This is a genomic window from Rhodanobacter sp. MP1X3 (genome assembly GCF_014207165.1).
Taxonomy (GTDB): Bacteria; Pseudomonadota; Gammaproteobacteria; order Xanthomonadales; family Rhodanobacteraceae; genus Rhodanobacter.
Window position 1 is genome coordinate 763,934 of sequence record NZ_JACHCO010000001.1, and the last position, 11,989, is coordinate 775,922.

Below are 11,989 nucleotides of genomic sequence, written 5' to 3' on the forward strand. Positions count from 1 at the left end.
GCGCCGACGCATGGATAGTTGAATTGGCGGCAACGCCCTCCAGCGGCTAGAATGGGGGATTCGTACCGACGATCCCCACGTCGGGAATCCCCCTTCAGGCCTGGCGCCGCAACGGCGCCGCGGAGAATCCCCATGGATCAGCTCGACGACATCCTCAATCAGGATATCGACCCCACCGAAACCCGCGAGTGGATGGATTCGCTCGATGCCGTGATTCAGCACGATGGCACTGAGCGCGCGCATTTCCTGCTCGAGCGCATGGTCGATAACACGCGTCGTTCCGGCGGCTATCTGCCGTTCGACCCGACTACTGAATACGTCAACACCATCGCACCGGGCAACGAGGCGAAGATGGGCGGCGATGCGGCGATGGAATGGCGTATCCGTACGCTGATCCGCTGGAACGCCATGGCCATGGTCGTGCGCGCCAACCGCAAGCCGGGCGAGCTGGGCGGCCATATCGCCAGCTTCGCGTCCAGCGCCACGTTGTACGACGTCGGCTTCAACCACTTCTGGCGCGCGCCATCGGCCGATCATCCGGGCGACCTGGTGTTTCATCAGGGGCATTCCAGCCCAGGCATCTACGCTCGTTCGTTCCTCGAAGGTCGCCTAGCCGAAGATCAGCTCGACCTGTTCCGCATGGAAGTGGCCGGCAAGGGCCGGGCGCTGTCGTCGTATCCGCACCCATGGCTGATGCCGGATTACTGGCAGGTGCCGACGGTATCGATGGGCCTGGGGCCCATCCAGGCGATCTATCAGGCGCAGTTTTTCAAATACCTGGAGCACCGCGGCCTGGTGCCCAAGAGCGACCGCAAGATCTGGTGTTTCCTCGGCGATGGCGAGACGGACGAGCCGGAGTCGCTGGGTGCGATTTCGCTGGCCGGCCGCGAAGGTCTGGACAACCTGATCTTCGTGGTCAACTGCAACCTGCAGCGGCTCGATGGTCCGGTGCGTGGCAACGGCAAGATCATCCAGGAGCTGGAAGGTGTGTTCCGGGGCGCTGGCTGGAACGCGCTCAAGCTGGTCTGGGGCAGCTACTGGGATCCGCTTCTCGCGCGCGACCACAAGGGCGTACTGCGCAAGCTGATGATGGAAACCGTCGACGGTGAATACCAGGCTTGCAAGGCTTTCGGTGGTGCCTATACGCGTGAGCATTTCTTCAACAAGTATCCCGAGACGCGCGAGATGGTCGCGAGCCTCAGCGATGACGATATCTGGCGCCTCAATCGCGGCGGCCACGATCCGCACAAGGTGTACGCGGCGTACCACGCAGCGTCCAATACCAAGGGCATGCCGACAGTGATCCTGGCCAAGACGGTGAAAGGCTACGGCATGGGCGCGGCTGGCGAGTCGCAGAACCCGACTCATCAGCAGAAGAAGCTGGATGAGGAGGCGGTGCGTCACTTCCGCGACCGCTTCCAGATTCCGATCACCGACGAGCAGCTCAAGGACGTGCCGTACTACCACCCGGGCAAGGATTCGCCGGAAGTGCAGTACATGCTTGAGCGCCGCAAGGCGCTTGGCGGTGCGCTGCCGCAACGTCGCCGCAAGACCGAAGTGAAATTGAAGACGCCCGATCTTGCTGCCTTCGAACAGATCACCAAGGGTACCGGCGAGCGCGAGATCTCCACCACCATGGCGCTGGTGCGCGGCATCAACCTGCTGCTGCGCGATAAACAGTTGAGCCAGCGCGTGGTGCCGATCGTCGCTGACGAGGCACGCACGTTCGGCATGGAAGGCATGTTCCGTCAGATCGGCATCTACGCGCCGTTCGGCCAGAAATACCGGCCGCAGGATTCCGACCAGCTGCTGTACTACCGCGAAGATCAGAAAGGCCAGGTGCTGCAGCAAGGCATCAGCGAAGCCGGTGGCATGGCGTCGTGGATGGCCGCGGCCACCAGCTATTCGATCAGCGATCAGCCGATGCTGCCGTTCTTCATCTACTACTCGATGTTCGGTTTCCAGCGCATCGGCGATCTGTGCTGGGCGGCGGGCGACATGCGTTCGCGCGGCTTTCTCATCGGCGGCACCGCCGGCCGCACCACGCTCAACGGTGAAGGCCTGCAGCATGAGGACGGTCACTCGCACCTGATGTCCGGTGCCATCCCCAACGTGAAGTCGTACGACCCGACGTTCTCGTACGAGGTCGCGGTGATCCTGCAGGACGGCACGCGCCGAATGATGCAGGAGCAGGAGGATATTTATTACTACATCACCGTGATGAACGAGAACTACAGCCATCCCGATCTGCCGGAGGGCAGCGAGGAAGGCATCATCAAGGGCATGTACTTGTTCAAGGACGGCGGCAAGCCGAAGAAGGGCGAGCCACGCGTGCAACTGCTCGGTTCGGGCACGATCCTGCGCGAGGTGATCGCCGCGGCCGAATTGCTGGAGAAGGATTTCGGCGTCAAGTCGGATATATGGTCGGTGCCCAGCTTTATCGAAGTGCGCCGCGACGGCTTCGATGCCGAGCGCTGGAACCGCCTGCATCCGGAAGCGCAGCAGCGTGTGCCGTACATCACTGGCCTGCTCGACGGTCGCCAGGGTCCGGCAATTGCAGCCACCGACTACGTGCGCGAATTCGCCGACCAGGTGCGTGCCTTCATGCCGGAAGGCATGCGTTATACGGTTTTGGGCACGGATGGTTTCGGTCGTTCGGATACCCGTGCGCACCTGCGTGGTTTCTTCGAGGTGGACCGCTACTGGATTGCCCATGCTGCGCTGGCGGCACTGGCCAAGGACGGCAAGGTCAACGCGAAGGATGTCAGCCGAGCGATCAAGGAGTACAAGCTCGATCCGGACAAGCCGAATCCGCAGACGGTGTAATCGTCTCTATCAGGGCAAATAAAAAAACCGCCGAAGAGGCGGTTTTTTTATTTGCCGAGACGATGATCAGTCATCGGTCGGCTGCATCGAAACCTGAGTTGATCAGCGCGAATCAATCCTCATCACTGCTGCGGAAAGCTCGCCGCAGCAATAGGAACGCACCAATCGTGCCGGCCACAATGGCGACGGTCGCGCCCGGATGACGATTTACCTGACGACGCAGGCGACGGTAGTGATAATTGGCCTCGTCGGCGAAATCCTCAGCGGCGTTGGACAGGCGACGGCTGTAGTTGTCACCCTTCTTGCCGAAACGTTCGGCGGCGCGCTCGGTCGCACGACGTCCGCGCTCAAGCAGGCTCTGTGCACCGCTGGCGGCATCGTCGGCGTAGCCGCGCACGCGGTCGCCAGCACGTTCGCCCGCGGCGCGGATCTGGCGTTCGATATCTCGGTTACCCATAACTGCTCTCCTCCACGTGTGAACCGGCAGGATGCCGAGGGAATCGTGAGCGGCGCGTAGACGGCAGATGTCGCGGCCATGTTCCATTCAGCCTCTGACACCTTCAGCCGAGACGATACTCGCCGCCGCGTTCCAGCGCGCGCTGGTAAGCCGGCATGGCGTGGATACGCTGCAGGAATGCCCAGAGCCGCGGCGTGCTGGCGGCATCGAGACCGCCACGCGCGGCGAATGCTTCCAGCGGAAAGCTCATCTGGATGTCTGCCGCGCTGAAGGCATTGCCTGCAAACCATGCGCTCTTGCCCAGCTCACCTTCCAGATAATCCAGGTGCAGTTTCAGCTGCGGATCAACGAAGGTGTCCTGCACCTTGTGCGCGATGCCCTTGGCAATGGGTTTGACGAAGAACGGCATCGGCGTGGTTTCCACGCGACGAAATACCAGCTTCAGCAGCAGCAGCGGCATCGCCGAGCCTTCGGCGTAATGCAGCCAGTACGTGCAGCGCAATCGGTCAGGCGTGCCGGCTGGCGGTAGCAGGCGGCCTTCGCCGTAATGCTCTGCGAGGTATTCAATGATCGCGCCGGATTCGGCCAGCGTGACGTCACCATCGGTAATCACCGGCGACTTGCCCAGCGGATGAATCTGTCGCAGCTCCGGCGGCGCCAGCATGGTTTTTGCATCACGCTGGTAACGCTTTACCTCGTAGGGCACGCCAAGCTCTTCAAGCAGCCACAGAATTCGCTGCGAACGCGAGTTGTTGAGGTGGTGAAGAACGATCATGGTGATTTCCTGGAAAGAGGTAGGGTGATGAGATCGGGCAAGTAAATCAGGCTACGGCCGATGGTGGGGTGAACTCGCGTCGGACCGGTTCGCTGCAAAGGCGCTTGATGATCCAGCCGAACAGGATGATGAAGACGAGCGCCGAAATCACACCAAAAACCCGCGTCACCGCCATCATGCTGTCCATCATCGGCATCATTTGCGCCAGTTGGGCAGCTTGTGCGGCCTGCACCTGCGGCGGGAGATTGTTGGGAAACATGAGATGCGATCCGGGGCCCAACTGCATCTGCAACATGGCGTGCTGCATCGGCGGCACCACCCACCACTGCATCGCTGCAGCAGCCAGCTGATAAAGCACGTCAAAGCCCAGCATGCCTAGAAAGAGCCGGCGGCCCCAATCCTTGCGTCGTAACAGGCTGATTGCCGCAATGAGATGCAGCAGTGCGATGAACAGCAGGCCGTAGCAGAGTTCCAGCGCGTGACCGAAAAACCAGCTAACTATCGGCGATAGGTTGGTGGGAAATGGCATGGTCGCCATCTGCTGATGCAGCATGGGCAGAAAAATCAGCGGGAGCAGCAGACTTTCCAGCAGCAGTCCCAGCGTGGCAAACGTGGACAGGCCGATAAAGATCCAGGCCACGACGGTGACGAACATCGAGCGTTTGATAGGAACGGGTGGCGGCACGGACATCGGTCAGTCTCCCTGGATGTTGGCCGAGCATGACGAGTCGATGCGACGCTGACAATCCATCCGCGCCTTGAACGGCGTAACTCACAGCGTATCGGTAGCGCCCTCAACCACTTCGTTCTGCAGGCGCTGGCGCCGGCGCAGGCTGGGAAACATCACCATCCAGAGCCCGACCACAACCAGCGTGCCGACCCCGCCCAGCACAGTGGCGTGCACGGCGCCCATCCACGCAGCCAGCATGCCGGATTCGAATTCGCCCAGCTGGTTGGAGGTGTTGATGAAGATCGCGTTGACCGCACTGACGCGGCCGCGCATGTCGTCCGGTGTATCCAGCTGCACCAGCGCGCCGCGGATCACCATGCTCACCATGTCGAACGCGCCCAGTGCGAACAGCGCGGCCATCGATAGCCATAGCGTGGTCGACAGTGCAAATACCAGCGTCGCCACGCCAAAACCGGCGACGCAGGCAAACATGGTTGCTCCCACCCGCCGTTGCATGGTGTGGCGCGCCAGCCAGAACGACATCAGCAGCGCGCCGACGGCGGGCGACGCGCGCAGCAGGCCAAGGCCCCAGGGACCGGTGTGCAGAATGTCCTTGGCAAAAATCGGCAGCAGCGCGGTGGCGCCGCCAAGCAGCACCGCAAAAAGATCGAGCGAAATCACGCCCAGCACGTCCTTGCGGGCGCGGATGAAATGCACACCAGCGAACAGCGTTTTCAACGTCGCGGGTTCACGCCGTGGCGGCGTCCGTTCGTAGCGCAAGCGGCTCATCAGCGTGGCCGCGACGAGATACAGCACGGCGGATACCGAATACACCACGCCTGGACCCGCGACATACAGCAAGCCGCCCAGCGCCGGTCCCATGATCATGGCAGCCTGGCCGGCCGAACTGTTTATCGCCATGGCACGCGACAGGATTGCCGGAGGTACCAGTGCAGGCAGCATCGATTGCAGCGCCGGAAATTCGAACGCCTTGGCGATGCCGATGACCAGCACCAGCGCCAGAATGCCAACCTCGTGGATGCCGTGCATAAGTGTGAGTGCGGCCAACACCGCAATGGCCACCCATTCCACGATCTGCCCGGCCAGCACGATGCGGCGGCGATCGAACTGGTCGGCTAGATGCCCGGCCGGCAGCGCCAGCAGCACCGATGGAATGAACTGCACCAGCCCGATCAGGCCCAGATCGAAGGCGCGTCCGGTGATGGAATAAATTTGCCAGCCCACCGCGACCGAGAGCATCTGGAAGCCGAAACTGGAGGCGATTCGCGCAAACCAGAACGCCACAAAGGCACGGTGTTGGAAAAGCGATTCCGTGGTCGGCGGCTGAGTGGAAGTCGGCATCAAATATCCAGAATTGATTCCCCATTATCGGGCCATCGTCACTTTCGACAAAATCGCATGGAAATGCGCAAATAACGGTTGCTGTGTCGCATACGAATGGCGGCGCCGCGCCGACAGATCAACCCCGATGACGTTGGGCTCCGTAGAATGGCGAACATGACGACCACTCGCGGCATCACGTTCGAAAATTACCAACGCTGGCGGCGGCCAGTCGAGGTCGGTTTCTGGGTCGTGTTGATGACGCTGAATACCGTGTTCAACAGCATGGTTTCCCAGATCGACCATCACGACGTGCCGGCATGGTGTCCGTGGGTATGGGAGTGGAGCAGCTCGATCTTGATCCTTGCGCTGATCCCGGCTGTGCTGGTGATCGAGCGACGCTGGCCGTTTCGCTTCGACAGCTGGCGGCAGAGTCTGCCGTGGCATTTCCTGGCCAGTGTGCTGTTCAGCCTGATCCACGTCGGCGGCATGATTGCATTGCGCAAGCTTGCCTATCTTGTCATCGCGGGCGACAGCTATGACTTTGGTGCATGGTGGTCGAATTTTGGCTACGAATATCTGAAGGATCTGCGCACGTATTTCTTGATCATCGCGATGATTTGTCTGCATCGACTTTGGCTGATGCGTCTGCGGGGCGAAGCGCGCTTGCTGGTGGAGCCTGACGAGGGTCCGGCAGTCGAGCCGGTTGAGCGGCCGGAACGCTTTCTGGTGCGCAAGCTGGGCAAGGAATTTTTGATCAATGCGCGCGAGATCGAGTGGCTGCAGGCGTCGGGCAATTACGTCAACCTGCACGTGCGCGGGCGCGACTATCCGCTGCGCACCACCATGGCCACGATCGAGGAGAGGCTGGATCCGGCACGGTTCGTCAGGGTGCACCGCAGCTATTTCATCAATCTGGATTATCTGGCCGAGATTGAGCCGCTGGATACCGGCGATGCGCGTCTGCAACTGCACGACGGCATGAAGATTCCCTGCAGCCGACGCTACCGAACCGCGCTGCGTGAACGCTTTGGCGAGGCTCCGGTGGGCGCAACATAACCGCTAAGGTTGCGCGAAGTATCCGGCTGGTTCCACTCTAGGCTTCTGTACTAAAGAGATACCGACCAATGAAAGCGTTCTTCTATCGTTCCTCTCTTGTCCTGCTGGGTGCGACCTGGCTGCTGACGGCCTGTTCGCCACAGGGCGGCAGCGGTCAGTCGAATGCGCCTGCCGCACCTACGCCGCAGCAGGCGCTGAGCGCCGACGCGGCGGACAAGCTCAACACCTATCACGAACTATTGCGCATCAAGAACGACGAGATGGTGGTGTCGATGGGTCACGACATTCTCGACCGTTACCCGAACACGCCTGCCGCCAAGGAAGTGGCGCAGAGCCTGCCGGCGATCGAGCAACGCTACAAGGAGTCGAGTGAAAAGAACCGGCTTACCGCGCTGTGGCTTTATCAGGTCTCACCGATGGAGGGTGGCACCCAGTCCACCGCCACGATCGACAGCAGCCAGCCGTCAGGCGATGACCGGGTCCGACTGGTCCTGCGTCGGCACACGCAGTGGGGTCAGAACGTGTTTCTGTACGGCGAAGGCCACGGCTTTGTCTGTCGAGCCAATTGCACCATCGCCACCACAGTCGATGGCAAGTCAATCGGCATCAAGGCGTTTGCCCCGACGACCGGCGAGCCGGCGCTGATGATTCGCGACGACAAAGCGTTTATCGCCACGCTGCAGAAGGCGAAAAAGATCACCATGAACGTGACCCTGGTCGATGGTGAGAAGAAAGAGGCGCTGGTTTACGAAGTTGCTGGGTTTGATCCGGCGAAATGGGCCAGCGTCGGCAAGGGCAAGAAAAAATAATGCGTCCATGCGCCGTTTGTTCAGCGGCGGGTCGATGCCAGGCGACTAAAACGAGTGCTGATGAATATTGCGTCAGCGTCAGTGGAGCTGGCGAGTTGTGATATCGGTCCATTGCGGAGATTTGCCATGAAGCCTACATCTGTGGTGCTGGGCCTGTGCCTTGCCGGCTTGCTCGCGGCCTGTTCCAACGTGCCTTACGCCAAGCGCACCAGCGATCGGTTGGCCGCCTATACGGCTGCCGCGGGCGCGCCAGTGAAAAGTTTTCGCTTCTTCAGCCCCTTGTATTCGTGGGAGCCGCTGAGCGACACCCAGCTGGTGGTCTACACCAAGCCAAAGGAAGCCTATCTGCTTGATCTGGAAGCGTGCGTCAATCTGCAGATCACCAATGGCATCGGGCTCACCTCCAATCTTGGGCAGGTCGAGGTGCGCTTTGATCGCGTCATCACCGGGCGTCCTCGCATTCCATGTGTTATCTCGCAGATACGGCCTATCGACGTGCCGCATTTGAAGGCCGTGCAGCAGGCGCAGCGGAAGATCGAGGAAGATCCGCGTCCGGCGACGTCGGGCGCCAAGTAGGCTTCGGCGTCGATGGCTTGCTGCGCAAAAAGCTCAGTGCAGGAAAAGTTTTTCAGTGATCCGGGCCAGCGGTTTCTCCAGCACGGATAGCAGTTTCGCGGGCAGGTCGAGTGGCTTTAGCAGCATCTTCACGGTCATTTCGGCTGGAAGGTGTCTGCGCAGCAATCCCTGCGCGCGATCGCTGATGCGACGAAATGCTTTTTCATCGCCCAGATGCTGGGGATAGCACTGGTTGAAGACATGCCGCAGCGCAATCTCGCTGTCTTCACTCTTGATCTCGTTGACCCGACGCAGGATCGCGCGGAAAACCTTGTAGCGACCGAATCCATCGCGCTCGCGATAGGCGCGGTAGTGCTGATAGAAGTGCTTGTAGTGGCGTACTTCATCGCTCTTGATGTGGTTGGTCAGCTTTTTCAGCACGGGCTCGTCGGTGATGTCGTGCAGCGCGCGATACAAGCTGGCGGTGCCGGTTTCCACCACGCAGCGTGCGGCCAGCTCCAGCCCGCGATCGGCTTCCAACTGCTCCGAGGTGCAAACGGCGGCGTAGTCGTTCCAGAATGCCGTGAACCCGGTGTCCCAATCGAACTCCGGCCACACTTTGCGAACGTAGGCGGTCAGGGCGCGGCCATGCTGCAACTCTTCGTGTTCCCAGTGCTGGCTAAGCCAGGCCTGCAACTCTTCGTCGCCGGCAAAGTGGTCGACCAGATTCTGCGTATAGAGATCCGAGCCACTTTCGACGAAGGATGAACTGCACAGCAGAAAAAACAGATCTTCGTTGTGGCGTATGCGCGCCATCTGGATGCTGTCCAGATCAAGACTCTCCAGAGTCCATGGCAGGGGGTGATAGCTCAACGTGCTGTTTCCTGTGCGTGATGCAAGCCGCCCATCGCGGACGTTGCTAATCGATGCCACAGCATACGGCCACATCCTCGCATTGGATTAACGTCCGCCGACCTACAGTTACACGCTGTGCACGGTTGTTTTTGCCGCGTGTGTCTTTATTACCGCCACTCTCTAGCCTTGGAGCGCCACATGATTCCAACACTCAGCTATGCCGCCACTTCCGCCAGCGCACCGCTGAAGCCCTATAGCTTCGATCGCCGCGACCCACGCGAGAAGGACGTCGTGATCGAGATTTTGTATTGTGGCGTTTGCCACTCCGACCTGCATACCGTGCGCGACGAATGGAGCAAGGGTACCTTCCCGATCGTGCCAGGCCACGAGATTGTTGGTCGTGTAACGCGCGTGGGCAAGAGCGTGACCAAGTTCAAGGAGGGCGATTTGGCCGGCGTCGGCTGCATGGTCGACTCCTGCCGCGAGTGCGCCAACTGCAAGGACGATCTCGAACAATTCTGCCTGAAGGGCGCGACTTTCACCTACGCCAGCAAGGATCGTCACGATGGCACCGCCACGCAGGGCGGTTACTCCAACCACATCGTGGTGGATGAAGCTTTTACCCTGCACATCTCCGGCAAGCTCGACCTGGCCGCCGTTGCGCCGCTGCTGTGTGCGGGGATCACCACCTATTCGCCGCTCAAGCACTGGAAGGTCGGCAAGGGCAGCAAGGTTGGCGTGGTCGGTCTGGGTGGCCTCGGCCATATGGCGCTGAAGCTGGCCCATGCGTTCGGCGCTACGGTGGTGCAGTTCACCACCTCGCCGTCCAAGCGGGAGGATGCGCTACGCCTGGGGGCCGATGAAGTGGTGTTGTCCAACGATACGGCGCAGATGAAGGCACATGCGGGCAGTTTCGATTTCATCCTCGATACCGTTTCAGCACCGCACGATTTGAACGGTTATCTGCGGATGCTCAAGCGCGATGGCACGATGACCCTGGTCGGCCTACCGGATACGCCGCCAAAGATCGAAGGCGGTGCGCTGATCTTCGGCCGCCACTCGCTGGCCGGTTCGCTGATCGGCGGTATTGCCGAAACGCAGGAGATGCTGGATTTCTGTGCCGAGCACGGCATCGTGTCGGATATAGAGAAAATCGATATCCAGAACATCAACGAAGCCTACGAGCGCATGCTGAAGAGCGATGTGAAGTATCGTTTCGTGATCGACATGAAGTCGCTCAAGAGCGATGCGAAAGCTGCCTGATCCTTCCCGCAAATAGTTGCAGCGACGAGGGGCGCCTTTGCGGCCCTCGTCGTCTGGGGCTTTTCTGCAAAGTGCATCGAGCGCGTCAGCGCACTATGGTTACTGGCACATGCGCCCGCGCCAACACGTTGCCGGAAACCGAACCCATCAGCCAGCGCGCCAGCGCGCCGCGCTCGGTATGCCCGATCACGATGTGGTCGATGCCGTGCTGATCGATCTGGCCCAGCAGCACGTCGCCCGGGCTGCCGTGAATCAGTTCGACATCAAACAGCGTGGCGGCATCCGGCACAATCGAAGCCAGTTCGTCATGCAGTTCCTGCACGCGCCGGGTACCGGAGTCGGCCATCATCAGTGTGCAGGCATCGACGCCGCCTTCGGACACCTGCAGTACCGAAACAACTCTCACGCGGCCACCGCCCGCATGAGCCAACTCGACTGCAAAATCGAGGGCCCGCCGTGATGCAGCCGAACCGTCGTAGCCAACCAGTGAGTACTTGACCATGAGTGTCCTTATACAACTGATCTGCGAAAGACGCGTGCGTTGGAACTGTTGGAACGATGCCAGAAATCCTGTTCGCAGGATAATTTTCCCGCGAAATTCACGGCTTTGGAGTGCACATTGAGCTTGCGTATGGTTTCGGACGGTACCCAGCCGAGCTGGAGTCAAGGTCATGAATCTGAATGACCGCAACTTTCTGCACATCATCATCACGCTTACCTGAACAATCTTAGGGCCCCCGACGCGGACTTTCACTTTCGTGAAGACGCCAAGCCCGCGGCGGCACTGAATTCCACCTAATCCCAGCAATCTAAGGAGACGACGATGATCAAGCGTACTTTTGGAACGGCCGCCCTCGTACTGGCTCTTGCAGGCGGGATGACCGCATTGCCGGCATCCAATGCCCATGCCGATACGGCCAGCGTGAAGTGCCATCTGCGCTTCAATCTTGCCGGTTGGTCGCTGATCTACAAGCACGCTGAAGGCAGCGGTACGGTGCGCTGCGACAACGGTCAGCGCGCCAGCGTCAAGATCGCCGTCGTTGGCGGTGGTCTGACTGCCGGCAAATACAAGATCACCAACGGCACCGGCGAAATCAGCACCGTCAATGGCATCAAGGACGTGTTCGGTGACTACGCTCAGGCCGGTGCGGATGCCGGTATCGTCAAGAGCGCGAATGCGCAGGTACTGACCAAGGGCACCACCTCGCTGGCGCTCGCCGGCACGGGTGAAGGCGTGAACCTGGGTATTTCGGCCGGCAAGTTCACCATCACTCCGCGCTGAAGTTTCTGATCGCTGTTTGATGATTTGACGAAGGGCGCCACATGGCGCCCTTCGCTTTTCAGCGCGTACACTATCCGGCCAATCGTTTGCATTTCTC

Annotated in this window: 12 protein-coding genes; 6 read left to right on the forward strand and 6 right to left on the reverse strand. The window is 60.4% G+C overall.

Going from position 1 to position 11,989, the window contains the following annotated elements:
• Positions 1-132 precede the first annotated feature (132 nt).
• Positions 133-2,826 carry a pyruvate dehydrogenase (acetyl-transferring), homodimeric type gene (gene aceE / locus HDE79_RS03040; RefSeq protein ID WP_184600436.1) on the forward strand — a complete coding sequence of 898 codons (2,694 nt, stop codon included), beginning with the start codon at positions 133-135 and terminating at the stop codon, positions 2,824-2,826.
• A 112-nt stretch (positions 2,827-2,938) separates the two neighbouring features.
• On the opposite strand, the gene HDE79_RS03045 is transcribed toward aceE, so the two are convergent.
• The 4 genes from HDE79_RS03045 to HDE79_RS03060 form a co-directional block, all read right to left on the reverse strand.
• Entirely contained in the window at positions 2,939-3,283 is a 345-nt protein-coding gene (locus tag HDE79_RS03045) for a hypothetical protein (RefSeq protein ID WP_184600437.1), read from the reverse strand.
• 103 nt (positions 3,284-3,386) lie between these two features.
• Positions 3,387-4,058 (reverse strand): glutathione S-transferase, encoded by a 672-nt coding sequence (locus HDE79_RS03050; protein ID WP_184600438.1) that lies wholly within the window; start codon positions 4,056-4,058, stop codon positions 3,387-3,389.
• A gap of 46 nt (positions 4,059-4,104) precedes the next feature.
• Entirely contained in the window at positions 4,105-4,749 is a 645-nt protein-coding gene (locus HDE79_RS03055; protein WP_184600439.1) for a hypothetical protein, read from the reverse strand.
• A gap of 81 nt (positions 4,750-4,830) precedes the next feature.
• Positions 4,831-6,090: an MFS transporter gene (locus HDE79_RS03060; protein ID WP_184600440.1), complete on the reverse strand. Its 1,260-nt coding sequence runs from the start codon at positions 6,088-6,090 to the stop codon at positions 4,831-4,833.
• 156 nt (positions 6,091-6,246) lie between these two features.
• On the opposite strand from HDE79_RS03060, the gene HDE79_RS03065 reads away from it, so the two are divergent.
• The 3 genes from HDE79_RS03065 to HDE79_RS03075 all read left to right on the forward strand — a co-directional run bounded on the left by HDE79_RS03065 (position 6,247) and on the right by HDE79_RS03075 (position 8,513).
• Complete coding sequence (locus HDE79_RS03065) at positions 6,247-7,128, forward strand: LytTR family DNA-binding domain-containing protein (protein WP_184600441.1); 882 nt, start codon at positions 6,247-6,249, stop codon at positions 7,126-7,128.
• A 68-nt stretch (positions 7,129-7,196) separates the two neighbouring features.
• Entirely contained in the window at positions 7,197-7,937 is a 741-nt protein-coding gene (locus HDE79_RS03070) for a hypothetical protein (protein ID WP_184600442.1), read from the forward strand.
• 126 nt (positions 7,938-8,063) lie between these two features.
• Complete coding sequence (locus HDE79_RS03075; RefSeq protein ID WP_184600443.1) at positions 8,064-8,513, forward strand: DUF6491 family protein; 450 nt, start codon at positions 8,064-8,066, stop codon at positions 8,511-8,513.
• Positions 8,514-8,546: 33 nt separating this feature from the next.
• Here the strand turns inward: HDE79_RS03075 and HDE79_RS03080 are convergent, their stop codons facing one another.
• On the reverse strand, positions 8,547-9,365 hold the full coding sequence (locus HDE79_RS03080; protein ID WP_184600444.1) for a ferritin-like domain-containing protein: 819 nt from the start codon (positions 9,363-9,365) through the stop codon (positions 8,547-8,549).
• Between the two features lie 180 nt (positions 9,366-9,545).
• Here HDE79_RS03080 and HDE79_RS03085 point away from each other — a divergent pair, with 180 nt between their 5' ends.
• Positions 9,546-10,610, forward strand: coding sequence for an NAD(P)-dependent alcohol dehydrogenase (locus tag HDE79_RS03085; RefSeq protein WP_184600445.1), 1,065 nt, complete (start codon positions 9,546-9,548; stop codon positions 10,608-10,610).
• 85 nt (positions 10,611-10,695) lie between these two features.
• Here the strand turns inward: HDE79_RS03085 and HDE79_RS03090 are convergent, their stop codons facing one another.
• Positions 10,696-11,112, reverse strand: coding sequence for a universal stress protein (locus HDE79_RS03090; RefSeq protein WP_184600446.1), 417 nt, complete (start codon positions 11,110-11,112; stop codon positions 10,696-10,698).
• Positions 11,113-11,433: 321 nt separating this feature from the next.
• On the opposite strand from HDE79_RS03090, the gene HDE79_RS03095 reads away from it, so the two are divergent.
• Entirely contained in the window at positions 11,434-11,892 is a 459-nt protein-coding gene (locus HDE79_RS03095; RefSeq protein ID WP_184600447.1) for a hypothetical protein, read from the forward strand.
• The last annotated feature ends 97 nt before the right edge of the window (positions 11,893-11,989 follow it).